Origin of the sequence: Noviherbaspirillum pedocola (assembly GCF_016632335.1) — a bacterium.
Taxonomy (GTDB): Bacteria; Pseudomonadota; Gammaproteobacteria; order Burkholderiales; family Burkholderiaceae_D; genus Noviherbaspirillum_A; species Noviherbaspirillum_A pedocola.
The window spans coordinates 42,482-67,562 of sequence record NZ_JAEPBG010000011.1 but is presented as its reverse complement, the minus strand read 5'-3'; the positions used below and the strand labels follow the sequence as shown (position 1 = coordinate 67,562).

20 protein-coding genes and 3 pseudogenes are annotated in these 25,081 nt (G+C 55.7%); 13 read left to right on the top strand and 10 right to left on the bottom strand.

Translation table 11 applies throughout. The annotated features are described in order from the left end of the window. Nucleotides 1–608: 608 nt before the first annotated feature. Both pepA (JJB74_RS22005) and JJB74_RS22000 read left to right on the top strand, forming a co-directional pair. Complete coding sequence (gene pepA / locus JJB74_RS22005; protein WP_200595479.1) at nucleotides 609–1,442, top strand: flocculation-associated PEP-CTERM protein PepA; 834 nt, start codon at nucleotides 609–611, stop codon at nucleotides 1,440–1,442. A gap of 658 nt (nucleotides 1,443–2,100) precedes the next feature. Then, nucleotides 2,101–2,628 carry a phosphatase PAP2 family protein gene (locus JJB74_RS22000; protein ID WP_200595477.1) on the top strand — a complete coding sequence of 176 codons (528 nt, stop codon included), beginning with the start codon at nucleotides 2,101–2,103 and terminating at the stop codon, nucleotides 2,626–2,628. Between the two features lie 83 nt (nucleotides 2,629–2,711). On the opposite strand, the gene JJB74_RS21995 is transcribed toward JJB74_RS22000, so the two are convergent. Further along, nucleotides 2,712–2,990 carry a hypothetical protein gene (locus tag JJB74_RS21995; RefSeq protein WP_200595475.1) on the bottom strand — a complete coding sequence of 93 codons (279 nt, stop codon included), beginning with the start codon at nucleotides 2,988–2,990 and terminating at the stop codon, nucleotides 2,712–2,714. A gap of 359 nt (nucleotides 2,991–3,349) precedes the next feature. Here JJB74_RS21995 and JJB74_RS21990 point away from each other — a divergent pair, with 359 nt between their 5' ends. Beyond that, nucleotides 3,350–4,099, top strand: coding sequence for a response regulator transcription factor (locus JJB74_RS21990; RefSeq protein WP_200595473.1), 750 nt, complete (start codon nucleotides 3,350–3,352; stop codon nucleotides 4,097–4,099). A gap of 4 nt (nucleotides 4,100–4,103) precedes the next feature. Here the strand turns inward: JJB74_RS21990 and JJB74_RS21985 are convergent. Beyond that, nucleotides 4,104–4,247, bottom strand: a pseudogene (locus JJB74_RS21985) (transposase); the annotation flags it as partial. Between the two features lie 455 nt (nucleotides 4,248–4,702). Between JJB74_RS21985 and JJB74_RS21980 the strand changes: the two are divergent. Beyond that, nucleotides 4,703–5,671, top strand: coding sequence for a LysR substrate-binding domain-containing protein (locus JJB74_RS21980; RefSeq protein WP_234484696.1), 969 nt, complete (start codon nucleotides 4,703–4,705; stop codon nucleotides 5,669–5,671). A gap of 45 nt (nucleotides 5,672–5,716) precedes the next feature. Here JJB74_RS21980 and JJB74_RS21975 read toward each other — a convergent pair whose 3' ends face one another. The 3 genes from JJB74_RS21975 to JJB74_RS21965 all read right to left on the bottom strand — a co-directional run bounded on the left by JJB74_RS21975 (nucleotide 5,717) and on the right by JJB74_RS21965 (nucleotide 10,074). After that, complete coding sequence (locus JJB74_RS21975; RefSeq protein WP_407672401.1) at nucleotides 5,717–6,955, bottom strand: ABC transporter substrate-binding protein; 1,239 nt, start codon at nucleotides 6,953–6,955, stop codon at nucleotides 5,717–5,719. Nucleotides 6,956–7,052: 97 nt separating this feature from the next. Next, entirely contained in the window at nucleotides 7,053–8,516 is a 1,464-nt protein-coding gene (locus JJB74_RS21970) for an FAD-dependent oxidoreductase (RefSeq protein ID WP_200595471.1), read from the bottom strand. 76 nt (nucleotides 8,517–8,592) lie between these two features. Beyond that, a complete protein-coding gene (locus tag JJB74_RS21965) occupies nucleotides 8,593–10,074 on the bottom strand; it encodes an aldehyde dehydrogenase (RefSeq protein WP_200595469.1) in 1,482 nt (493 codons plus the stop codon). A 794-nt stretch (nucleotides 10,075–10,868) separates the two neighbouring features. Between JJB74_RS21965 and JJB74_RS21960 the strand changes: the two genes are divergently transcribed. Both JJB74_RS21960 and JJB74_RS21955 read left to right on the top strand, forming a co-directional pair. Then, nucleotides 10,869–11,894, top strand: a complete 1,026-nt coding sequence (locus JJB74_RS21960; RefSeq protein ID WP_200595467.1) for an IS5 family transposase — start codon at nucleotides 10,869–10,871, stop codon at nucleotides 11,892–11,894. Nucleotides 11,895–12,077: 183 nt separating this feature from the next. After that, nucleotides 12,078–13,115 (top strand): IS110 family RNA-guided transposase, encoded by a 1,038-nt coding sequence (locus JJB74_RS21955; RefSeq protein WP_200595465.1) that lies wholly within the window; start codon nucleotides 12,078–12,080, stop codon nucleotides 13,113–13,115. Nucleotides 13,116–13,390: 275 nt separating this feature from the next. On the opposite strand, the gene JJB74_RS21950 is transcribed toward JJB74_RS21955, so the two are convergent. Further along, nucleotides 13,391–14,488 carry an IS5 family transposase gene (locus tag JJB74_RS21950; RefSeq protein WP_200595463.1) on the bottom strand — a complete coding sequence of 366 codons (1,098 nt, stop codon included), beginning with the start codon at nucleotides 14,486–14,488 and terminating at the stop codon, nucleotides 13,391–13,393. 394 nt (nucleotides 14,489–14,882) lie between these two features. Here JJB74_RS21950 and JJB74_RS21945 point away from each other — a divergent pair, with 394 nt between their 5' ends. Next, on the top strand, nucleotides 14,883–15,152 hold the full coding sequence (locus JJB74_RS21945; protein ID WP_200595461.1) for a hypothetical protein: 270 nt from the start codon (nucleotides 14,883–14,885) through the stop codon (nucleotides 15,150–15,152). A gap of 280 nt (nucleotides 15,153–15,432) precedes the next feature. On the opposite strand, the gene JJB74_RS21940 is transcribed toward JJB74_RS21945, so the two are convergent. From JJB74_RS21940 to JJB74_RS21930, 3 genes are all read right to left on the bottom strand, one after another. Next, a complete protein-coding gene (locus JJB74_RS21940; protein WP_200595459.1) occupies nucleotides 15,433–15,900 on the bottom strand; it encodes an RES family NAD+ phosphorylase in 468 nt (155 codons plus the stop codon). After that, nucleotides 15,897–16,460: an antitoxin Xre-like helix-turn-helix domain-containing protein gene (locus JJB74_RS33370; protein WP_234484666.1), complete on the bottom strand. Its 564-nt coding sequence runs from the start codon at nucleotides 16,458–16,460 to the stop codon at nucleotides 15,897–15,899. Before JJB74_RS33370 ends, JJB74_RS21940 begins: the two co-directional genes overlap by 4 nt. Nucleotides 16,461–16,559: 99 nt before the next feature. Then, nucleotides 16,560–16,871: a helix-turn-helix domain-containing protein gene (locus JJB74_RS21930; RefSeq protein WP_200595457.1), complete on the bottom strand. Its 312-nt coding sequence runs from the start codon at nucleotides 16,869–16,871 to the stop codon at nucleotides 16,560–16,562. Between the two features lie 177 nt (nucleotides 16,872–17,048). Here JJB74_RS21930 and JJB74_RS21925 point away from each other — a divergent pair, with 177 nt between their 5' ends. The 5 genes and pseudogenes from JJB74_RS21925 to JJB74_RS21905 form a co-directional block, all read left to right on the top strand. Then, nucleotides 17,049–17,579 carry an alpha/beta fold hydrolase gene (locus JJB74_RS21925; RefSeq protein WP_200595455.1) on the top strand — a complete coding sequence of 177 codons (531 nt, stop codon included), beginning with the start codon at nucleotides 17,049–17,051 and terminating at the stop codon, nucleotides 17,577–17,579. 600 nt (nucleotides 17,580–18,179) lie between these two features. Then, entirely contained in the window at nucleotides 18,180–19,013 is an 834-nt protein-coding gene (gene pepA, locus JJB74_RS21920) for a flocculation-associated PEP-CTERM protein PepA (RefSeq protein WP_200595453.1), read from the top strand. Between the two features lie 453 nt (nucleotides 19,014–19,466). Then, a complete protein-coding gene (locus JJB74_RS21915; RefSeq protein ID WP_234484665.1) occupies nucleotides 19,467–19,928 on the top strand; it encodes a (2Fe-2S)-binding protein in 462 nt (153 codons plus the stop codon). Then, entirely contained in the window at nucleotides 19,925–22,168 is a 2,244-nt protein-coding gene (locus JJB74_RS21910; protein ID WP_200595451.1) for a xanthine dehydrogenase family protein molybdopterin-binding subunit, read from the top strand. The genes JJB74_RS21915 and JJB74_RS21910 overlap by 4 nt, the downstream gene beginning before the upstream one ends. 451 nt (nucleotides 22,169–22,619) lie before the next feature. Continuing rightward, nucleotides 22,620–23,435, top strand: a pseudogene (locus tag JJB74_RS21905) (transposase); the annotation flags it as partial. Nucleotides 23,436–23,475: 40 nt separating this feature from the next. Here JJB74_RS21905 and JJB74_RS21900 read toward each other — a convergent pair. Then, a protein-coding gene (locus tag JJB74_RS21900; protein ID WP_200595447.1) for an IS3 family transposase occupies nucleotides 23,476–24,640 on the bottom strand; the annotation gives its coding sequence in 2 pieces (ribosomal slippage) (nucleotides 23,476–24,370 and nucleotides 24,369–24,640; 1,167 coding nt in all). Nucleotides 24,641–24,694: 54 nt separating this feature from the next. Here JJB74_RS21900 and JJB74_RS21895 point away from each other — a divergent pair. Beyond that, nucleotides 24,695–25,033, top strand: a pseudogene (locus tag JJB74_RS21895) (transposase); the annotation flags it as partial. Between the last annotated feature and the right edge of the window lie 48 nt (nucleotides 25,034–25,081).

The window sequence follows — 25,081 nt, the reverse complement described above, 5'->3', positions numbered from 1 at the left end:
GCAACAAGCATTCGATAGGCCCTTGGCGGTACATACACCTTTGTAATGGCGTCTTCACGCGGGCAAGCGAACAGTTCGCGAGTAGATGCACCGCGTTGGCTATCGCGGCCTATTAACTTCCGCTATGGATAACAGCAGGCTTCGGCGCGAATTGAAAGTACCCGCTGCAACTTATTGCGATGCAACGCTTTGTGCACTACGAAATAGTGAATCAACGACTTGCTTCACATTTTCCGCGGCAGTCACCATGACGTTGGTCGAATGCAGGCCCGCCTGGTTCCGCCACACGACTACAAGGAAGCCCCTTTCCGAAGTACTCATTCGATTGGCGCGACGTAAGCGCACACTTTTAAATAATTGCGCAGCCTAAGAAAATGCCAAACTGTTAAGTTAAGGCATTAAATGTGTGTCGGAGCAATTTACAGAGTTTACTTTCTGCATTGTTTCTTAATTGCTAGTGGCTTGGTTTGCATCACGTTTTTTCCCATGGCATAGCGTTTGCATAATTTTTGCATCGCGTAACATTTTGCATTTGTGCAACGTGCTGCTGATACGCCGGCGAACCCCGACAACTGTGCATGCAAAGCAACCCAAATCCTGGAGGTAGTATGAAGAAGCTGATCCAAAAAACCCTGATGTCCGCCGCTGTAACGGGCGCACTGGCGCTGGCGAGCTCGGCCGCAATGGCACAGACCTTCCCTGACTTCACGGTCAACGAAGGCTCGGTCGCCGGCGCCACTGCGAATACCTTTACCGCCGACAAAGTCACCGGCAACTACACCGAGGTGATTTCCTTCGGCGCGAACAATACCTTCAACGTCTCGCTGCTGTGGAATGCCGGCCAGTTCGTGGCCAACAACGGCTCGTCCCCTGTCGCCTCGCAGCTAGGCCAGTCCGGCTCGGTCGTGTCGCAGCAATACGGCCTGTATGCGCTGTACACCGGCAGCGGCACCTTCAGCACTTCCGGCGGCAAGACCACCTTTAACTTCACCCCGGGCGGTGCCCTGTCGGTGTACATCGATCCAAATACGAACACGACGTTCGGCCAGCCGGCCAATGGCTCGACCGCATGGACCCGCGCCAACAGCGGCGACGACTACCTGATCGGCACCGGCATGCCGACCTCCGGCCAGGGCACGCTGGATCCGTCGCTGTCGACCTGCGGCAGCACCAACGGCATCAACTGCGGCAGCTTCGGCTCGTCGACCAGCTTCGCGCTGACGTCGCAAGGCAGTCAGTTCTTTACTTCGCCGAACCCGTTCTACAACGTGTCGTTCCAGTCCGGCCAGTTCAACAACATTCCGCTGACCGGCACGCAGACCGTCAATGGGTCGATGGACGTGATCTTCGGCGGTACCGCTGTTCCGGAACCGGCCAGCGTTGCGCTGATCGGCCTGGGCCTGTTGGGTCTGGGTATGTCGCGCCGCAAGAAGCGCGCCTGAACCCATACGGCTTAAAGAGTGCCAGTCTCGAACGCCGCGGTGATCATATGCACCGCGGCGTTTTTGTAAGCCCTCAGCTCTACCGGAGATGTCCATCAGCGTCATCACAGTTACGGCACGCTAGCTATAGGCGTTACAACGGGGGTTTCCATGCGCGTCCCTCAACTTTCCCAAGGCCGGGATTAGCGCCGGCCGCCGTTTCAAATGGGACGCTAGCCTTTGCGGCCAATACTTCCGCCTTCTTGGGCCGCAACAGCCGAACACGTTCGCTGGTACCATTTGGCGCCTGAAGGGCCACATGGCGCACGCCATCCGGATGGTGGCCAGTTCCGTTCTGCTGTAGCAAGCTGCTGCAGCGGGGCAAATACTCTAGCGCTCTGCTCACGCTTCGGTTGGTTTAACCTCAGAGTTGGTAAAGACTACCGCCATAGACGCAGGACGTTGCGCCGCGGAACCCTCGTAACATTCTGTCGCCATATTTATTAAGCGCAGAATATTCATAACCGGCCCCGTAAATCTTCACAACTGAGGTCGCAGATTGCGCCGACTGATTTCATGGATACGCAGGCATCGTCACGTTCTGCTTGTATTATTTCTCGGTGTCTTTACACCGCTGTGTTTGTTCATAATTCTAGGCGCAAATCTGGGTAGTAACGGAATGCTTACCTTCGACCGTCCTACCCTTTTATTTGTACATTCTCATGCATCCCGACAACTTGATGTAGTGATGCTCGTTGTTACATGGCTTGGATCACGATACATTCTTTTCCCCCTGGATGCTTTATTGATTGTTGTATTTTTGTTACGACAAAATCGCAAATCAGCGGCGCCATTTTTAGTAGCGGCTGTATTAGGGGCGGCGCTTCTCGATTTTATCGCCAAGCACGTATTTGCTCGTATCCGACCGCATTTATGGGACTCAATTGCGCCTGAGCTGACATACAGCTTTCCAAGCGGACATGCGATAAATTCCATTACCATGGTGGCCGCGATCATTTTTATTTGTCGCAATAAACAATGGCGGACTCTGATAGCAATTTTTGGCGCGTGCTATGTCCTGTTTGTTGCAATGTCACGTTTATATCTTGGAGTTCACTATCCGTCAGATATTTTAGGCGGGTGGTTAGTTTCTCTTGCCTGGGTGAACCTCTTGACTGTTGCGTTCAAACGAAATCGCGAGTTCTAGGTGTAAATTTTTTCCAGCGTCAGCACGGCAGCCTCCTTGGAGAATAAAGTCCCGCTCAGACCGCTGACCCATCTACACGTTTTTCAAACCTGAGATTCGTATAAGTGCTGCTTTACTTGCCAATACCGATTGACCACCCCCGCACTGGCACTGGCACTGGCACTGGCAGTGGCAGTGGCATGAATAAAGCATTGCAGCGGCAGGAGCATCATACCCATCATTAAGGCTGACGACTGCGCCATCATGGCGGCTATGTGTGTCGCGGGCGCAGACTGCTCCACGACTGGCTTGATTTCAACCGCGCGCAGGCTACCCAGAGCGCATTTGCGCTTCCCGTGCACTGAATGCTGTTCGGTCTCCATATTTCTTCCCGTGTTCGAACTGCAGTAGCTTACCCAAACGGCTTGCTGTTCCTCATGCCGGTCATTGTGACGGAACACACCGCCTTTTCCTATGGCGATTTATCTCATGCGACAACACTAACGATTTGACGGATACAGATCACGGCCCAGCTTATCTTTATCTGCAAAAGACTCTATCTTGGGCATTTCCAGTCCGACTTTTTTCATCGTTTTAGTACTTGGAATGCAAGAGATGTGTTCTCGCCGCCACGTTTATGCCATTAATGACGACTAATTTAGCGGGAGTAATTTACTTTCCTCCGAGAAATGTCAACAATCTCTCAAACTCAAACAAACAATCCCCACCTTTACCGCCCGCCATGAAGATCGCCTTACTCAATTTCGGTCTCCTCCAAACAGATACAGTATGTGAGCTGCTGGCAAGCAGAAGGTACCAATGCGAATCCTATTCCTCCTGTGCGGAAGTGGTGCGACGGTATGCCAAGGAACCGTTTGATTTGTTGGTGCTTGATTTGCACCATCGGGAGAAGGAAACGAATCTGGTGCAGGAAGTACGCCGGCATATTCCGACACCGGTGCCTATTCTTTGCGTTGCTAGATTGGCCGATCAAGAAGTAATCCTCGAGAGTTTGGATGCCGGCGCCACCGATTACATCGCCACGCCGATACGACATCAGGAACTATCGGTACGGGTCACAGTATTGCTGCGTCGGGCATATCCAATGCGGGTCTACGGAGAACGACTCCAGTTCGGCGCTTATGTTTTCGAGCCGGCACGTGAGCGCGCCGAAAGAGATGGCAAGCTCTTGGACTTGACAAGGAAAGAATTCGATCTGGGACTTCTGTTTTTCCGTAACCTTGGCCGGCCGCTTTCCCGGGCACTGATTGTCGAGACAGTTTGGGGAGCGGATCATCCGGAAATGTCGCGCACCATGGACACCCATGTATCCCGTGTACGCAACAAGCTCGGCTTGAACCCTAAGCATGGCTTTCGGCTAGCACCAGTCTATGGTTACGGATACCGGCTGGAGGAACTTACGACGGATCGAAGGGAGAGCCCCACGGTTGGGTCCCCAATAAACAGGCTCGCAAACGCGGCGACTGCCTGAACTAATTACCCAGTGTCGCCACCGGCACGCCGAGCCGGCGGGCGGCTTCGTGCTGCCCGACCGACTGCGCCAGCCTGACCGCTTCCGCCTTGAATTCTTCCGTGTACTGCCGTTTCGGCACCAATTTCTCACCCATGCATTCCTCCATACAACCAAAAAGTTAACAAACTTCCTGCTGTATGTGAAATCAGGGCAGGGTCAGTAAGCAGGCATGCTCGGTGCGGTACACCAGGCCAAGCAGCGATTTGCTGCGGCCGACAAGGCCGGTGCGGTGGGTGGACCAGAGCTCATCAGGGCAGCGACAGAAGTTACAAGGGGCACGTGAGTTTGCAGGTACGAGCTGGCGCTAATCGGCGAACATCGGTGAAAGACCGCGAAGAGCACCGGAACTGACAGTTTTCGCACACTGGCATCAATACCAAACTTTTAAGTGCGCTTTGCCGCAATACCTTGCCGTCCTTTCGGTCGGCGGCCAAGCGACGAGGCGAGTGTGTGGCACCCTATAATAGCCGACCGGGGCGAAACACGGCTTATTCGCTTGGTTCGCATAGCAACAAACAGACACACCATGGCTGCATGCCAGCCGAAGGAGGAGACAAGACGATGCGCAGAAAAATACCCAGCACCGGGGCGCTCATCACTTTCGAGGCGGCTGCACGCTATCAAAGCTTTTCCCGTGCGGCTGAAGAACTTTCGCTCACCGAAGGTGCTATCAGTCGCCAGATTGGTGTTCTCGAAGAGTACTTAGGCTTGCAACTATTTCATCGAGTAAAGAAGCGGGTGAGCTTGTCCGATATCGGCAGAGCGTATTATCTCAGAGTCAGGGAAGATCTTGCTCGTCTCGAGCGAGACACCCTTGGCGCAATGGCCTATCAGAACGGTCAGCAGTTTCTCGAGCTAGCTGTAATCCCGACATTTACCTCTAAGTGGCTAATTCCCAAAGTTGCATCTTTTTGTGAGCGGCACCCGGATATTACGGTCAACCTCAGCGAAAGGGCACTGCCTTTCCTGTTTGGCGATTCGAGCTTCGCTGCTGCAATCCATTACCGACATCCTGCCTGGGCAGGATGCATACAGGAAGACTTGTTTGACGAAGAACTGGTCCCGGTTGTTAGTCCCAAGTTATTGGCAGGGCGTCAGTTGCGTTCGGCAGTAGATCTGGCGAGCTTTCCCATGTTGCATAAAAACACGCGCGAAGATGCGTGGACGCGCTGGTTCGCAGCCGCTGGTCACGAGGAGCTTGCGCCAATGGCAGGACCGCGCTACGACCTGTTTTCCATGATTATCCAGGGAGCCTGCTGCGGGATCGGTATCGCTTTGGTGCCACGTCTCTATGTGCAAGACGAACTGAGGGACGGAACTTTGGTGATACCAATCGATTTCTCCATTCGGGGGTTGAAGCAGTACTGCGTCGTCTATCCGGAACACAAAAAGATCTCGCCAGCGGCTCGGCTGCTGTTTGATTGGCTAATCAAAGCCGCAGCGGAAGAACGGGACGCACAACTTATGAGCCAAACGTCAACTAGACTGCAGGCGGATTCTCTCGACAGCGGATACTCACGTTCACCATAGCGATGACGCTCGATCCAGCTATGATCGAGATTCCGACCCTCCACCTTATTTTTTTACCAAGGGACAAGTGCTCGCCGATAGCGGAGGATAGACTTCCGTTCCAGGAACCACCGCCTTGATGTTGTAATAATCCCAAGGACGATTAGACTCAGACGGCTTTTTTACTTCCATGAGGTAGAAGTCGTGAACCATAAGGCCATCTTCACGGATTTTTCCGTTCTTGGCATAGAAGTCGTTGATTGGCATCTCCTTCATTTTCTTGATGACAGCATCGGAATCATCCGTCCCGGCAGCTTCGACAGCCTTCAAGTAGTGAATCGTCGAAGAATAGTCCGCCGCCTGGATAGACGCTGGCATCTTTCCCGTTTTCTTGAGATAGCGTTCTGACCATTTTCTGGTTTCGTCATTGGTATTCCAGTAAAACGCCTCGGTCAGGTACAGGCCTTGAGCTGTTTCAAGGCCCAGGGAATGAACATCGGTGATGAACATCAGTAGACCAGCAAGTTTCTGCTTGCCCGAGTTCAGCAGGCCGAACTCTCGAGCCGCCTTGATTGAGTTGATCGTATCTCCGCCGGCGTTCGCTAGTCCGATGATCTTCGCTCCGCTGGATTGCGCCTGCAGAAGAAACGAAGAGAAGTCGGACGCGTTCAATGGATGCTTTACTGCGCCAAGGACTTTGCCACCGTTCGCTTGAATCACTTTGGTCGCATCCTGCTGCAACGAATGCCCGAAAGCGTAATCTGCGGTCAGGAAATACCAAGTGTCACCACCTTGCTTGACAATATACTTGCCCGCGACATTCGACATCGCCTCGGTGTTGTGATTGTAGTGAACGCTATATGGAGTGCAGTCTTCATTGGTTACGCGTGACGTGCCCGCACCGGTAACGATCGCAATACGCTTTTTTTCCTTAGCGATGCGCAAGGTGGCCAAAGCGGTAGCGGAACCCGTATTGTCCGTGAGCATGTCGACATGCTTTTCATCGATCCACGAGCGGGCGATGCTGGCTGCATTGTCTGCCTTCATCTGGTGGTCGGCGAAGATTACCTCGATTGGCTTTCCGAGAACTTTGCCACCAAAATCTTCCACTGCCATTTTGACTGCTTCGACCGCGCCTTTGCCCGCAAAGTCGGAATACAAACCGCTCATGTCGGTCAGGACACCGATACGCACGACGTCGTCTGAAATTTTCGTCTGAGCCTGAGACTGTGCGAAAGCGAACGTGTGCGCAAATGCGATGCTGCCTACGGCTACCGCGATACAGCCTTTTTTTGAGAATTTCACTTCAGTCTCCTTAATGTTGGGACCGACGAACCTCTACCGCGCCCCATATGTTTTTAATCGGGAAAAAATACGTCTTCTATTCGCTGGTTTTTGGCCCTTACAGGCTGCCTAGTCCCGCAGCGTGGGCACCGGCAATCTTGCCAAACACAGCCCCACGCAGGACCGAAGTGGCCCCCGTATATACTTGGTAATAGAGTCCAGCCGCCTCACCTACGGCATAAAGGCCGGGGATAGGCTTCCCATCGCTATCCATCACCTGCGCATTGCAGTTCGTTTTGACACCGCCATAGGTGAAGCAAACGCCTGACATGATTGGATAGGCAAAAAATGGCCCGTTTTCTATCGGACGTGACCAGTTTGACTTCTGAGGCTCTATGCCTTCTGTGGCAAGATTGTCCACCTTTAGGGGATTGAACGCTCCTACCGGACATGCCTTGTTGAACTCAGTGACAGTGCGAGCCAATGCTGCAGGAGGAATACCACATTCACGCGCCAATTGTTCGATGCTGTCGGCTTTCATCGGTGGCTGATCGGTGCGGATGCTTCGCTTCCAGTTGGGAACGTCATCTATCTTCTGGTCGTAGATCACGTAAGCGATGCCATCGGGCTGCCCGCTAATATCACGCGAGATATGATCGTAGTGGACGTCGACCGGACCGGGCGCTTCATCGCAGAAGCGTTTTCCATGACGATTCACGAGAATGCCGTACGAAAAATTCATCACCAGCGCTTCAGGCTGCGGTGAGCGTGGGTCAAGTGGTTCCGCATGATAGGAATTGAAATCCCCGGCCGGAGCGGCGCCTGCGGCCAACGCCATGCGGATGCCTTCACCTTTGTTGTAGTAGCCACCACGCGCAACGGGACGCACGAACTTGGCAGTGCTGCCGAGATACTGGGTCATCATCTCGGGATTCCCTTCAAAGCCGCCGGACGCGATGATGACGGCCTTCGCGTGAAGATTCAATGTCTTGCCTGTGCAATCGGATACGAGCACACCGAGACGCCCGCTGCCATCGTCACGGGTGAACTGAAGCGCGGTAGTCTCATACATGAAAATAACACCTTGCTTCACCGCGTGATCGCGCAGTGCCTCAATCATCGCGAGTCCGCCACCAACGGGCATGATCCGTGGTGCTGCGGCAGTTACGAAGTAAGTGGGCAATGCGTCAAAGCAAATTCCGAAGCTTTTTAGCCAATTCACTGTTGGACCTGCTTGTGAGGACAGTGTAGACACCAGCTCCGGATCAGGCATCCCATGAGACTTGACATACGAGGGCCAAGTCTCATACGAGGCCGACATGTGCCGCACGACATTGGGATCAATATGGTGTCCAGCATTCGAAACGAGTAGTTCTTCGAAATCATCACTGACTTCGTTCTCGTTTTTCATACGAAAATATGACTCGGTCCAGCGGGTATTCCCGCCGAATTCCGCTTCTTGCGCACGTTCAAGTACAAGAACTCTGGCACCAGCGCTGTTGGCCGAGACTGCCGAGGATAGCCCTGAGATGCCACTGCCGATCACGATCACATCGAAATACTGCCCGGTGAGGCTGCTCATACTGAATGCCTTTCTTTGTCTGCTGAAGGAAGTGGCGCATGCGTTGGCATGCGCCTGCCGGCACTCCGCTATGGAATTAGTATTTACGGATAAACGGATCGGGCATGTCGAGATCGGTCGATACCCAGACGCTCTTCACCTCAAGGAACTCCTTGACGGCTTCAACACCACCTTCGCGGCCTAGCCCACTATCCTTGTATCCGCCGAATGGAGTGGTAAAGCTGGTCGAACGGTAGTTGTTGATCCACACAGTGCCAGCCTTCAGGCGCTCAGACATGTACATTGCCCGGTGAAGGCTCTTGGTCCAGACGCCAGCAGCAAGCCCGAACCGGATGTCGTTGGCAATGCGTAGTGCGTCGTCTTCGTCTTTGAACCTTAAGACTGAAAGAACCGGACCGAATACTTCCTCCTGGGCGATGCGCATATCGTTGCGTACATCAGTAAAGATCGTCGGCTCTACGAATTGACCGGCTCCAAATCCAAGCCCCGTACGCACATTACCGCCAAACGCACAGGTCGCACCTTCCGCCTTTGCGACGTTGACATAGCTGACGACCTTATCAAACTGCGGCTTGGTGGCCACAGGGCCAACTTGCACGTCGGGAAGTTTCGGGTCGCCGAGCTTTGCTTTGCTGGTAATACTGATTAAGCGCTCTACGAACTCATCATGGACGCTCTCTTGGACCAAGAGGCGCGAACCTGCCATACAAGTCTGGCCGCCGGCGGAAAAGATGCCAGTTATGACGCCGTTTGCAGCACGCGTTAAGTCGGCATCATCGAATACGATGTTCGGGGACTTACCGCCGAGTTCAAGCGTCACTCGCTTGAGATGTTTGGCGGCCAATTCGTTGACTTTACGTCCCCCCTCGTCGCCTCCGGTGAATGCGACGACCTTTACCAAGGGATGGGTAACAATCGCCTCACCGCAGCCTTTGCCAAATCCGGTGACGACGTTGAACACGCCAGGAGGGAAACCTGCCTTGACGAAGAGATCTGCCAACACTAGCAGCGATACAGGGGTGTGCTCAGATGGTTTAGCAACAATGGTGTTCCCTGCGGCCAGTGCCGGGGCGACTTTCCATGCCGTAAGTAATAGCGAAGAGTTCCAAGGCGTGATCGTCCCGACTACACCTACGGGCTCGTACCGCGTGTAGTTAAACACTTTAGGCTTGTCGATCGGAATCACAGAGCCTTGGATCTTATCTGCAAGGCCAGCGTAGTAATAAAAATATTTTGCAGTGTAGCGAACCTGGCCAGTGACTTCGCTCTTGAGCTTACCGTTGTCACGGCTTTCGACGTCTGCCAACTCGTCCGCGTGAGCTTCAATTAATGCGCCTAATTTGTGGAGAAGCATGCTGCGATCAGTGGCCGACATTTTCCCCCAGGCGCCGTCCATCGCGGCTGAGGCTGCCTGAACTGCCTGATCTACATCGTTTTCGTTGGCGAGAGGTACCTCCGCCCAAGCCTCACCAGAAAATGGGTCGAGAGACGAAAACCACTCTCCGGACTGTGGATCTACCCACTCGTTATTAATAAATAGTTGATAGCGCTTGGTCATCACACGTCTCCAATATCAAAGTAATCGGGCATTTCGAAAGCTTGATCAATGAACTTCCTTGAACCTTCGAAATGGATTATTTGACCAGACGTTAACATACACAACCGATTTGATTTAATGACTTAGTGAGCTTTCGTCATCAACTGAGATATACAGGGCGCTATCAGAACCGGAGGGACGTGCAACGAAGTAGCGGACACTCGATCCCGAAACAGCCGCCCTCCAGAGGCCTAGAATGCTCGCGCATCTATTGTGCTGCCAGTTTTGGCAATAACAAAGAGCCGTCTTACTCACCGATGTGCTTTGCGGAACACTATGGCGCAATATCATGAGGTCATGGGATATGGCAAAAAATTTTGGCACCGACAATGTCCCTCTTCCCCACCGCCCGCCAACTTCGAACAATATTCGAACAATAGTGAGGGTTTTTGGTAACGAGCGTTACTCATGATTGCGAGGCATCTTGTCATTAGGTCCGTATGCGCCCCGCCTCGGTTGTGACACCAAGTATCTTTCCTTTAAAAATGCGGCCGTATACAGATGCCAATGATCGTTGGAACGCGCTCTGCGGGTGCGAGCGGATATTGTCCACCTATCGTGTTGCCCTCTTGCGCTCCATATATCATGGGGCGATCGCCCGACTGAGCGACCTAAAGCAAGCGGATGATGTTTTTAAAATAAAATCTTGTATAAATTGTAGACAAATAAGTCCCAAGCGTAACACTTGTGGGCACCTCGAAAAACCCCGGTGGGTCTGGCATGATATGGACGCCTCGAGCCTGACATAAATTTTCATGATCAAGACCAGTCTGTTTGCCGACCAGGAGCGCGAAGCCAAGCTCAACCAGCTTGGAGATGCGCTGCAGGTGATGGAGCAGCATGTCGACTTTGCCGCCCTTGCTGCGGAGGTTGACCGTGCGGCACCGCGCCCCAGCCGCGAGCGCGGCGGCCGTCCGCCATTCCCAACCGAACTGATGGTGCGCGTACTGTTGATCCAGCAGCTCTTCAACTTGAGCGATGAGCAGATGGAATTCCAGCTGCTCGACCGTTTGATTTTCCAGCGCTTCGTCGGATTACGCGCCAGCAGCCAGATCCCGGACCGCACGACGATCTGGAGCTTCAAGGAGCGCTTGATCCAGGCCGGCGCCAGCGAGAGCGTGTTCGATGCTGTTAATCGCCAGCTGGCCCGGCACGGCTACATTGCGCGCGGCGGCCAGATGATCGACGCGAGCATCGTGCAGGCGCCCAAGCAATCGCTGAGCAAGGAAGAGAAAGCCATCGTCAGCGAAGGGGCGATGCCGGCTGACTGGAAGCCGGCCAAACGGCGCCAGAAGGATATGGAGGCGCGCTGGACCAAGAAACACGGGAAGTCCTACTTCGGCTACAAGGTGTCGGCCAATGCCGACAAGCGCTACAAGCTGGTGCGCAAGCTCAAGGTGAGCACGGCAAGCGAACACGACACCATGCATTTCGAAGACGTGCTCGACCCCGCCAACACGAGCCGGGACATTCTGGCCGACAAGGGCTATGTCGATGGCGAGCGCGAAGCGCGACTGAGCCAGCAGGGCTGGCGCCTGCACATCCAGCGCAAAGGCAGCAAGGACAAGCCGATCTCTGAGGCCCAGCAGCGGCGCAATCATCGCATTGCCAAGACCCGTGCGCGCATCGAGCACGTGTTTGCGGGCTTGGCACAGATGGGCGGCAAGACGCTGCGCTCCATTGGGCTGGCACGGGCAAGGTTGCACCTGAACTGGAAGGTCGCTGCTTACAACTTGCAGCGTCTCGTCTATCTCAAGGAGGCCGGGGTCGAGGCATTCTGACGCCCGAGGTCCGTCTGGATCGCCGAAAACGGGATCACCACCTGATAAGGAGGTCGGGAAACGACCACGCTCGCGCGTTGCTGGGCACATTTAAACGCCTGGCTCGCTGATGACGCCGAAATCATGTGTTATTCGAGGTGCCCTGGAGTTTCCACACACCAGTCGTAAAAGAAGGAGTCCACCATGAAGCTTATTCGCGTTGGAGTCGATTTGGCAAAAAATGTCTTTCAAGTCCACGGTGTTGATCGCACCGAGAAGCCTGTCTGGCGCAAAAAGCTTAGCCGGGGCGACTGGCTAAAGGCACTGTTAGAGCGAATTGAACCAGGCTGTGAAGTTGGCATGGAAGCCTGTGGTGGTGCCCACTACTGGGCTCGCCAGTTGCAGGCTCGTGGCTATACCGTCAAGCTGGTTGCGCCGCAGTTCGTCAAACCTTACGTCAAGAGCAACAAGAACGATGCCAACGACGCCGAAGCCATCTGTGAAGCGATGAGCCGGCCGAGCATGCGGTTTGTAGCGGTCAAAACAGTCGAGCAACAAGACATCCAGGCCGTGCACCGCATTCGGGCTGAATTGATAAGCCAGCGAACTGCCAAAGGCAATCAAATTCGCGGCCTATGTTTGGAATATGGTTTAACTGCGCCGCGACAATTAAACCAGTTGCGGGCGGCTATCCCATATTGGTTAGAAGACCAGACAAATGGACTGAGCAGCCGGTTTCGCCGGTTGCTGACGGGTCTCTGGCAGGATCTGCTTGGACTCGATGACCGGCTCAAGGAACTGGATGCCGAAATCGCGCTGATTGCCGAAACGGATCCGGTGGCCAAGCGACTGCAGCAACTGCGTGGAGTTGGCCCCACCATTGCCACGGCGATCGTGGCCACCGTGGGCAACGCAAAACAATTTGCCAATGGCAGGCAGATGGCAGCCGCACTCGGCCTGACACCGCGACAGAGCAGTTCGGGTGGTAAGGATCGCCTGCTTGGCATTAGCAAACGCGGCGATGCTTACCTACGGATGTTGTTGGTTCACGGGGCGCGATCAATGATTCGAACTGCCGGGTCGAAGACTGATCCGCTCAGCCAATGGGTCATGCGCATTGCCAATACACGGCACCAGAATATTGCTGCAGTGGCATTGGCAAACAAGACCGCACGCATCGCCTGGGCAATGATTACGAACGGCTCGGATTACAGCCCTAGCCAAGTAACACCTCAACTATAGGCAAGAAATGTTTACCAAGGAGTAACGTCCAGCCACGATTGCAAGACAAGTCGTTGATGGCTAACAGGTCGAACCGGCGCTGGGAGAACCCGAAAATGTCTGTGGCTTATAAGCCCGAGATAGCGATAGCAGGCTGCTGAAATACTGGCGGCGCAAGTATGGCCATTTGCTTGAAATGGCGAATTGCTGGTTTGTCGTTCCCGCACCCTGAAATCGCCGTACTTTTGCCGCTGTTTTGGCGCATCTGAGGCCGCTTGTTATGTTCTATTGGCCCCTTACGCCACCTGCACACGGAGTTGTCCCAGGGTGCGCATGCGGGTCAGGTTGTAGGCGGCCATAGTCAGCACAAACAACTGATCGACTTTCTTCAAGCCGCGCACCATCACCTGCCGAATCGGCCCGACCGTCTTGGCCCAGCCAAATCCCTGTTCGATCAGCTTGCGCTTTTGCTGGGAGATGGCGTAGCCATCACTATCGGCAATCGCATCAGGTACCGCCGAGCGTCGGCCTGACGTGTTCTGCGCCACATGGGGCACCACGTTCATCGCTTGCAGCGTGTCGATAAATTCTCTGGCGTCATAGCCCTTGTCCGCGCCCAACGTGATCTCGCGGTCCTCGCCGACGACCTGACGCGCATCGTGAATCATCACCTTGGCCGCTTCGCGTTCGGCATGGCCATCGGCCAGGGTGACCATGGCGCTGGCAATCAGGCCATGCCGGTTGTCGCTTAACGTATGGCCCATGAAACGCAGTTCGCTGGCAGTTTTCCCCTTACGATACAGCCGCGCATCCGGATCCGTCTTCGATTCGTGGGTCTGGTTGCTGCGGGTGTCCCCCTTGAAGTTGCCGCCGTCGCCGTTGCCGTGGTCATCGTCCGCCTTGCGCACGAAGCTCTTGTGGCCAGCCCAGGCACCAATCAGCGTGCCGTCCACGCTGAAGTGTTCGCCCGACAACCAGCCTTTTTCCTCGGCCATGGTCACCACCTCGTTGAAGAACGCAATGATGGCATCGTGCTTGATCAAGCGTTCGCGGTTCTTCGTGAACACGGTCGGCACCCATACCGCATCGTCCATGGATAAGCCAACGAACCAGCGAAACAGCATGTTGTAGTGCACCTGCTCCATCAACTGGCGCTCCGAGCGCACGCTGTACAACACCTGCAATAGCATCGCGCGCAGCAGTTTCTCGGGTGCGATACTGGGTCGACCACCCTTGGCGTCAGCCTCGTACATACGAGTGAGCAAGCCCTCCATCTTCACAAGTGCCGTATTGGCCATCTGGCGAATCGGACGTAATGGATGATGGGTGGGAATGAAGTCTTCCAGCCGGCGCATCGTGAACAAGCTCTCGGTGAAGGTATCGGCGCCGCGCATAAAACTCAACAGGTGTGGGTGGTGCCAGATCAACGGCTCGGATCTCTATTCGGCCGACATCTGCGGGAAGTATTTCAGCAGCCTGATAGGGAACCGGCGCGCGAATAGCCCATTATGGTCGAGCTCCTGCGACAGGGGTGGAAGTCAGAGACCGGATATACGTGAGCAGTCGTACCCAAAGCTAATAAACGGATTGTTTGCAAAAGAGGAGGAGTCCATATACGGACGTTGTCTTGATGCCAAAGAGAACCATATCGGCCATATCTTAGGCTTCGCGGACTCAGACGCAGTACACGATTAAATAACCACAATGCTTGTTGCAATTTCGTTGAGAAATACAGTTTTACGTAACCGGAACTGCTATCCTCAGATTTGTTTCTTTTTGGAAATTGAGATGAAGCGTGACGGATTCGAATTGCTAAATTTTGAAGGCAAGTCCGAGGAACAGATAAGTAAGATCAAGCTCATCCTCGACTTTATGGAGCGTCTCCCAACGGATGCACTGCGCGAAGAGCTTTGCGATCTGATGGAAAAGCAGCCGTCGATGGCGCTGGGCGAATTCGATGCCCGCTTGCGGGAATTTTCCAAGCGCGTCCATGCAGTTCTCTCGAGCGATGCTATTGATCCCTACCGGGCCGGCTATTCCCCGAAACGCTTGCACTGAATTGTCTGCTCCGTCCAATTTGCGGGGTTAGCCGACTTCTTTGAAGGTGAGGTGGATAAAACGGTCGCATCGTTGTTGAGCCTCATGGAACCGCCAACAATGGTAATTATTGGTTTGCCAAGAATCTTACTTATGGTATATACGTACTTGCCAATATTCAAGTTGTGGCGGTAGCCTGGTGTTTGTTGTTGGGCGCCATCCTACCTTCCACTCACCCTTCCTAGTTTGCACTGACCTTTCCCCCAGGTTGACGGGCGACCGTCCATCGTCGGGAGGCCACTCAGAAGTGGCGAGGATCGTAGTGCCACTTGCGCAAAGCGCTTGCTGCGATGCGCGAGGCGTCCGGGTGCAGCGGGTTTATCAGCACGTTTGCTTCCTCTGGCACGATGACCGACGGCACCACCAGCAGCGCGGATGACTTACTCAATAACCAGGCTTCGCCGGCTTGCACGCTAATCATTCCCGCCGGCAGCGCATCCCAACCGACCGGCGGCTTGAGCGTCTGGCGCGCGTTCCACACGTCGTCCGGCACATCGATGCGCACCAGGTAGCGGTTCAGCGGCAAACCGCCGCTACGTAGGTGCACAACCGTTTCGAGCACGGTGAGCGCAATATTCTCGGAACTGTACGTAACGGCTATGCCGACCGGGTTCCAGCGCCCACCCGTGTTTTTCGCTCCCGTACCAGACATATCGTCGGCGACATACTTCGGTGTGGTGACCCCGATTCTCCACAGCGCCACAGTCATGCGTAAGCACCGCTCTGGGCCATATCTAGCAAATTGCCAATGTGCTTTTGGCCCTCAACAGTGTCCATGAAGCTCGCGGGCGTAGCGCCACCTAACGCCGGCAGTGGAGCTGCTATCCAGCTCGCCAGCCACTTTGCGGCATCGAAGTCCGGCGCACTATCCGCGTCGATCATTGCTTGCACTTGGCCGATCAGCGCCTGCATACCCATGACGCGTTCGGATTCTTCGGGAGACAGCATTTCCTTGCGCTGCACCTTGCGGTTGACCGTGGCGCGCGACAGACCCAGCGAGTCCATCAATGCCTCCTTCGGCATGTCCATGACCGACGACAGTTCTCCTACGCGCTGCGCGGGAACGCCTGATCGGATGGTGCGGATTCTGTCTACGAAACCCATCTTGTACCAGCTGATGAACTGCCCGGTTTCGACATTCTTCATATGATTCAGCCGGGCCAGGTTGCGTACCGTCTTACCGGCTGCAGGAGTTGCTGCGCGTTTAGCTGCCGTCGATGTCGTTGAGCGTTTGACTGCTGGATTGGCTGTTTGGGATCGGGTGGTCATGCAAGTCTCCTTTGAGACTTCAGGATAGCTTATATGAGCGCCCCTAGCAATTGACGCGCGATCCTATGACTATTGGTTAATTCGGTAGTTTCCTCGAAACTACGCGCCACTATCCTCGCCACTACTTTTAGGTTTGCCTTGCATATCGCTGATACGGAATTTCTGGCGCCGGTCGCCCATTAGATCGCGCAATTCACGAACGGACAGGCCCGATACTTCATGCATGCGAATCAGAATGGATGCGCCAACCGGTAAGCGCCGATGCCGAATCTTGCTGATCACGGGTGGAGTGACTTCCAGCGCGCGGGATAGGGCCGCGTCGTTCTTCAGGTTCATCCGTTCGATCAGCGCATCAAGCAGACGATCAGGATTGAATTCATTGTGATATGTGGACGAGGAAGGCTGGTTCATGACTTTGTTATTGCCGTGGATCAAGGTTACTTATGCTACCGCAATTTCACTCCAAAACTTTATAAAAAGGCAAAAACGGTGATGGTCGTGCCGATATGCGTTTTTCAAGAAGTAGGGTTGCCACTTGGATCAGAACGCGTATCTCACTTTCGGCGAATATGTCTTCCCGAGCAGGGTATGGCGCTCAACAAGCTGCTGATTTCGATGACCCGAAACGTCGGCGCGGAAGCGTTCAGGCGGCGACGACGCACCGCGATAGGCCGCCCTGACAGCCGCCCGTTATTGAAGGACATTCGTTGCAAGACCCTAGTTTTATGCGGTAGGGAAGACAAGGTCACGCCGCCGGATTACAGCCAGGAGAAGGCATCCGGAATTGCCGAGTCGGAACTGGTCATCTTGGAGCAATGCGGGCATATGGCACCTCTGGAACAGCCAGATCTCGTGAAGGCCGCACTTTCCCACTGGCTGGGCTCTGTCTCGACTTTCCAAGTCGTCCTTGGAACAAAGGGCGGCCCGCTGGTTAGAAAGGGGACCCGCAACAAGATAAAGACCGAAGTCGTGGCGACTGACAAGCTGATGGCGCCGCTGGCACAAGGCGCGGAGATCGGTGCTGCGAAGATCAGCTACCCCCGCAAACCGGTTGCCGGAATCCCGGTCGTCGCACTTAGGAAGTCCCGCGATCCAGGTTCTTGCATGCCTGATCGATAGGAGGCATCTTTGGTTTGCCTGATTCACGTCAACGCAAAAAAGCTCTGCGAACCACTCCTGTTGTGTATGATGTCGCGCACATGGAGTGGTTGGAGTGAGACAAAAACATAATTACTAAACCGTTTCTCGATGTCCCCCGGAGCTGGCGGTAGGCAGGAATACCAGCACCAAATACCGCAAAGCCTCCTCAATTTGAGGGGGCTTTTTTTTGGCCCCGATATTGGCCGGCCGCGGCTCAGCAACTTACGGCTGGCGCGCTACTACCGGCGCCCCTTCGTTGCGCCGTCCTTCATTCCTCCTTCTCGCCCTTTTCGCTCGGGATAATGCTAATCCAGTCAACCGGCGACCGCATTCCAGCGAGCTTTCGTAAGCAAATGTAAATTCCTTGCGCTGAAGATGTGTCGGAGCAATTTACACAATTTACTTTGTGCATTGTTTCATCGATGCTAGTTGCTTGGTTTAAATCAGGTTTGTCCGCATGGCATAGCGTTTGCATAACGTTTGCATCGCGTAACATTTTGCATTCTCGCAACGTGCTGCTGATACGCCGGCTAACCCCGGCAACTGTGCATGCAAAGCAACCAAAATTCTGGAGGTAGTATGAAGAAGCTGATCCAAAAGACCCTGATGACCGCGGCTGTAACCGGCGCACTGGCGCTGGCAAGCTCGGGCGCCATGGCGCAGACGTTCCCCGACTTCACCGTCAACGAGGGTTCGGTCGCCGGCGCGGCCGCGAACACCTTCACCGCCGACAAAGTCACCGGCAACTACACCGAGGTCATTTCCTTCGGCGCGAACAACACCTTCAACGTCTCGCTGTTGTGGAATGCCGGCCAGTTCGTAGCCAACAACGGCTCGTCCCCGGTCGCGTCGCAGCTGGGCCAGTCCGGCTCGGTAGTATCGCAGCAGTATGGCCTGTATGCGCTGTACACCGGCAGCGGCACCTTCACCACTACCGGCGGCAAGACGACTTTCAACTTCACTCCGGGCGGTGCGCTGTCGGTGTACATCGATCCGAACACGAACACGACCTTCGGCCAGCCGTCCAACGGCTCGTCCGCATGGACGCGCGCCAACAGTGGCGACGACTATCTGATCGGCACCGGCATGCCGACCTCTGGCCAGGGCACACTGGATCCGTCGCTGTCGACCTGCGGCAGCAGCAACGGCATCAACTGCGGCAGCTTCGGCTCTTCCACCAGCTTCAGCCTGACCTCGCAAGGCAGCCAGTTCTTCACCTCGCCGAACCCGTTCTACAACGTGTCGTTTCAGTCCGGCCAGTTCAACAACATCCCGCTGACCGGCACGCAAACCGTCAATGGTTCGATGGACGTGATCTTCGGCGGCACCGCTGTACCGGAACCGGCAAGCGTTGCGCTGATCGGCCTAGGCCTGCTGGGTCTAGGTATGTCCCGCCGCAAGAAGCAGGCGTAATTAATCTATTCGGCTCCACAAGAGCCGGTCCCGGAAACGCCGCGGCGACTATATGCGCCGCGGCGTTTTTTGTGCGATTCCGTCCGGAGTGCAGCTTTCGATTGCATAGCGGACGCATGCAATGCAAATTTGATGGACGGCTTTGGGTCGAACCTTCGCGTTCACCCCAAAGCCAGCACTCATTCACTGCCTGAGCGATCGTGCTTCCCGCTTCCACTCATGCGAACCGCCTTATTCCGGCAGAGTTAACTGCAACAAGATCAGAGCGGCAAAACTGCATGCTGATGAAATGTTCCCAATAAGGACCGGCGTGCATGCGCCTCACCCTGTTGATCATGGCGTTCTGCACTATGCGACGGCGTTCCACCTTACGGGACAGCGACGCAGCAGTGAGTTAGAATCGCCGCAAAAAATTTCAATTCAATTTTTATCCCGGTTCGGAGGGGCGACACAATGAAACTGAAGTTGATGGTGAATGGGAATGAGAGGGAACTGGAAGCAGATTCGGATACGCCGCTCCTGTATGTGCTGCGCGACGAGCTTGAACTAAAAGGACCGCGCTTCGGCTGCGGCCTCGGCCAATGCGGCGCCTGCACCGTGCACATCGATGGCGAGGCGGTGCGTTCATGCGTCTATCCCGCTTTCGCCGCCGCAGGCCACAAGATCACCACGCTCGAAGGCTTGGGTTCGAGCGCAAAGCCGCATCCTCTCCAGCAAGCATTCATCGATGAACAGGCCGCGCAATGCGGCTATTGCATCAACGGCATGCTCATGCAAGCCGAATCTCTCCTGCGCAAGAATCCGAACCCGAGCGAAGAGCAAGTCAAACAGGAACTGTCAAACAACCTGTGCCGCTGCGGAACGCATGTGCGCATCGTCAAGGCCGTGTTGCGCGCTGCGAAGGAGATGGCATGAAGTTCGACAAGGACGTTCAGCTGTCTCGCCGCCGCTTCCTGCAGGCGGGGTCCGCACTGGTAGTCAGTTTCACGCTGACGAGCCCCGCGTTGGCAATGACCGTCGCGGCGCCCGGTGCCGCGGGGCAGGCCAAATCGCTTGATCCCAAGGGACTCGATGCCTACCTCGCGCTGCATGCAGACGGCCGGGTCACGGTCTATACCGGCAAGGTCGACCTCGGCACCGGCAACATGACAGCGCTGGCCCAGATCGTCGCAGAGGAAATGGAAGTTCCCTTTGACCAGATCACCATGGTTCAGGGAGACACTGCGCTGACCGTGGATCAAGGCGTGACCTTCGGTTCGCTTTCCATCCAGGTCGCTGGCGTCACGCTCCGCCAGGCTGGCGCCACTGCACGCGAGGCGTTGAAAAGGAGGGCAGCCTCGGAATTCGGCGTGCCGGTGGAACAGATCGGCGTGAAGGATGGACGGGCATTCGCCACCGGTGCTCCGGCAAAGTCTCTTCCGTATGCCACGCTGCTGCATGACCGAATCCTGGAGCTTCCTCTCGACACGAAAGTCGCGCTGAAGAATCCGCGTCAGTACACCGTGGTGGGCGAGTCCATCCGCCGCGAAGACATCCCGGGCAAGGTGACCGGCGAATCCACCTATATGCACGACATACGCGTGCCCGGCATGCTGCATGCCCGGGTGATTCGCCCGGCGGCGCTCGGCGCAAGGCTGATATCGGTCGATGAAGCGTCGATCGGGGACCTGAAGGACGTGCGCGTCCTGCGCAAGGGGAATTTCCTTGCTGTCGTGGCCAGGAAGGAATGGACCGCGGTGAAGGCGGCGCGCCAACTGAAAGTCCAATGGTCCGACTGGAGCGGCCTGCCGGAGCAGGCCAAGGTCTACGATGCGCTGCGCGCGCTGGAAGTGGTAGACAAGTCGGTCATGGCCGCCACTGGCAATATCGAGCAGGGCCTCGCAGCGCCGGGCGCCCAAACTCTGAAGGCGCGTTACGCTTGGCCGGCGCAGACTCATGGCTCCATCGGCCCGTCCTGCGCCATCGCAGAGTACAAGGAAGGACGCATGACGTTGTGGTCCGCTACCCAGGGACCGCACCTGACCCGCAAGCAGATTGCGGCGATGCTGAAGCTACCCGTGGACCGGGTGCGTCTGATCTATGCGGAAGGCGCGGGTTGCTACGGCCGCAATGGTCATGAAGACGCCACTGCCGATGCGGCGCTGCTAGCAATGGAGCTCGGCGTTCCCATCCGCGTTCAATGGATGCGCCATGACGAGCATGGCTGGGATCCAAAGGGCCCGCCGGTGGTGAACGAACTCACGGGTGCCATCGACAGCCAGGGCAGGATCGTCGCATGGCGCCATGAGACCTGGGAACCTTACCGCATCAATCCGTCCGCGGACGTGCCGCTGCTGGCGGATGAACTGCTGCGCGGCTCGACGATAATCGAGGAATTGAGCAATCCCGGTAGCGTTGAAAAGAATGCGGCGCCGACCTATGTCGTGCCGAACGTGAGTGCGGTCGTCAACAAGACCAAGACCACGTTCTTCCGCGCGTCTTGGCTGCGTGGACCGGGACGCTTGCAGAACACCTTCGCCAATGAGTCCTTCATCGATGAAATGGCGGCGCTGGCGGGCATCGATCCAATCGAACTGCGCTTGAGGCACCTCGACGATGCACGTGGCATCGCGGTGCTCAAAGCCGCCGCGGCCAAGGCCGGATGGCAGTCGCGTGCGCCGGGTTCGCAGCACAAGGCGGTCGGCGACATTGCGACCGGCAGGGGCGTCGCTTATGTTCGCTACGATGGCGACCGCACCTATGTGGCAGCGATCGCGGATGTTGAGGTCAACCGCAAGACTGGCGCTATCCGGCTCGCGAAGTTCACGATTGCACACGACTGCGGCCTGGTGGTGAATCCGGATGGCGTAGTCAACCAGATCGAAGGACAAGTTGTGCAGACGCTGTCGCGCACACTGCATGAGGAACTGGGTTTCAGCCGCTCTGCGATCACCAGCCTGGACTGGGCATCCTACAAGCTGTTGCGCTTTCCGGAAGTCCCGAAGATCGACGTGGTCTTGCTCAACCAGCCCGACAAGCCGGCATGGGGCGCAGGAGAGCCAGCTTGCTCGGTGGTGCCGTCCGCGGTGGCCGGCGCGGTCTACGACGCAATCGGCGTGCGGCTTCGCACGGTGCCGTTCAAGGCGGCGGATGTCCTGGCAGCGCTAAATTCTTGAGGCACGGTGGGACGGCATCGCGCCGTCCCCGGTTTGCCTTGGCGTGGCGCCCGATCGAAATAAGCTTTAAGGCGCTGAGCTACTTTGCCGTGTCCAGCGTTCCGTGAAAAAGAGTATCGACACTGCCCGCGTCCAATTCGCATATGCCAGGGTTGCGCTGAATTATTGGCTTTCTTGAGGGGCCGCTAGGCCGGCCTGGCTTGCCGTAATCTAAGATCGATACGGCATTTTTTGGTTCTTCGCTGATTCCAGGGAAGCACAGCTCGGCGTTTGCATCCGACTGACCTTCAGGAATAACGCTTGAGTAAGATTCAGTGTTAGACCTAATTCGGCCCAGACCGTGTCAAAACACCTCTTTCGAGCTTGTTTACAAGGGTTTGATCTTTTTAATCGCGCTGCAAGGTGTGTTGCCGTTTAATAGAGGTATTGGAAACGCGTCTCGGGATAGGCTATGAAACGGTTCGTGGAACAGGAAGAGCGAAGCCAGATCACCTTTTTTCCCGAATGCCTCGACGATTACCTTACCGATGACAATCCAGTGCGTGTGGTGGACGCGTTTGTTGAAGGCCTTCATCTTGCCACCCTTGGTTTCGAAGGCATTACTCCGGCAAAGACTGGCCGACCTGCGTATCATCCTGCCGTTCTGCTCAAACTCTACATTTATGGCTATCTCAATCGCATCCAATCCAGCCGGCGACTTGAGCGTGAGGCGCAGCGCAACGTTAAACTGATGTGGCTGATCGGCCGCCTTACGCCCGACTTCAAGACCATTGCCAACTTCCGCAAGGACAACGGACCGGCCATCCGCAACACCTGCCGGGAATTCATCCTCCTATGCCGTAAGCTCGACTTGCTGACGGATTCGACGATAGCCATTGATGGCAGCAAGTTCAAAGCAGTGAACAATCGCGATAAGCACTTCACTCAAGCCAAACTGCAGCGACGGATGAAGGACCTGGAAGAGAGCATTGCCCGCTACCTGACAGAGATGGATACAGCCGACCGGCAGGAGCCGGAGATTGCGCAGCTTCGCACCGAACGGCTGAAGGAAAAGATTGCTTCCCTGAAGGCGCAATTGCAGGTAATGCAGACAGTCAGACAGGAACTCGACAAGACACCGAATGGACAGCTATCGCAGACGGACTCAGATGCCCGGTCGATGAAGACCCGTGGCACAGGCACTGTTGGCTACAACGTGCAGGCTAGCGTCGAAACCAAGCATCACCTGATCATCGATCACGAAGTCACGAACAACCCATCGGACCGGTCACTGAGGTCAGTCGGAATTCGTGTATGCCAACGCGGTATTAAACAGCGCCCCGTTGAAGGTATCGCTGCATGAATGCGGCTGGTGATAGGTAACCAAGCCGTGCCTGGCGCCGCTGTCGATTGTAGAACAGGTCGATGTACTCAGCGATCTCGCGCCGGGCCTGTTCCCGTGTCGCGTAACGCCGGTGGTGGATCAACTCGTTCTTCAGCGTGCCCCAGAAGCTCTCAATCGGCGCGTTATCGTAACAATTCCCACGCCGGCTCATCGATGCGCGCATGCCGAACTGCGCTACCAGTGCCCGATACTCATGTGAGCAATACTGGCTGCCGCGGTCGGTATGTTGGATCAGGCCTGGCGCAGGCCGGCGAAGCGAGACCGCCCCGAACAGTGCCTGCATGACCAGGTGCCGCGTCATTCGGTCGCCCATCGCATAGCCGACGATTTCGCCAGAATACAAGTCCTTTAACCCGGCCAAGTACAACCAGCCCTCATCGGTGGCAATGTAGGTCAGATCGCCTGTCCATACCCGGTCTGGCGCATCGGCGGTGAACCGTTGATCGAGCAGGTTCGGCGCAATCGGCAGATCGTGTTTCGAATCGGTTGTAGCCTTGAACTTGCGCTTTTGCTTGCAGCGCAGCCCCAGCTTCTTGCGCAAGCGACGAATGCGATGCAAACCGACTTCCACGCCATGTTCTGCCAGGTCCTTCTGCAAGCGCTCTGGCCCGCACGTCTCTCTCGTGCGTCGGTGGGCAGCGCGGATTTCCACTTCCAGGCGTGGTTCCTGTTGCGCGCGACGCGATGGTTTCCGACCGTGCCAAGCGTAATAGCCACTGGTCGACACGCCCAGTAACCGGCACATTGGTGGCAGCGGATACTGATGTCGCAGTCCCTCCATGGCCTGGTACTTCACCGCGACTCCTTCGCGAAGTAGGCCGCAAATTTTTTAATAAATCGCGCTCCATTTTCACTTCGGCCAGCTCGCGCTTCAGGCGCATCAGCTCCAATTCCACTTCACTGGCCGCAGGTTCGTGCTTGCCGAACTCCTGCAGCTTGCCCGCATTCGCAATTCGCATCCAGTTCGCTAGTGTCTTGAGTGGAATTGACAGCCGCCGGGATGCTTCCGATACCCCGACCGCTCTCGCGAGATTCACTGCCTCTTCCCGTACTTCTTTTGTGTACCGTGCTCTCGGTATCCGATTCATCTTTGCCTCCGTTCCTCAATTTTACGAAACGTTGGCATCCACGTTTTTCAGCCGGCCTCAATCGCAGCCATTGTGCCGAAGGCAGCGACGTCGAGCGCCAAGGCGGAAGGCCGGTATGGCCGAAATGATTTTATCTATGATGCGCATAAGGACGAATACCGCTGCCCAACCGGAGATCACCTCATCCATCGCATGGCCACGATCGAACATGGCATGACCTTCCACCGCTATTGGAGTTCGAATTGCGAGAGTTGCGTACTGAAGAAAAAGTGCACGCCCAGCAAACAACGCCGCGTGACTCGATGGGAGCACGAACCAGTGCTTGAAGAAATACAACGACGGCTAGACAGCACACCGGATGCAATGCGCATCAGGCGCTCGACGGTCGAGCATACCGGCCAGTGGGCCGGTTTTTTTTCGCCCGCGCCGCAATGGTTTCGC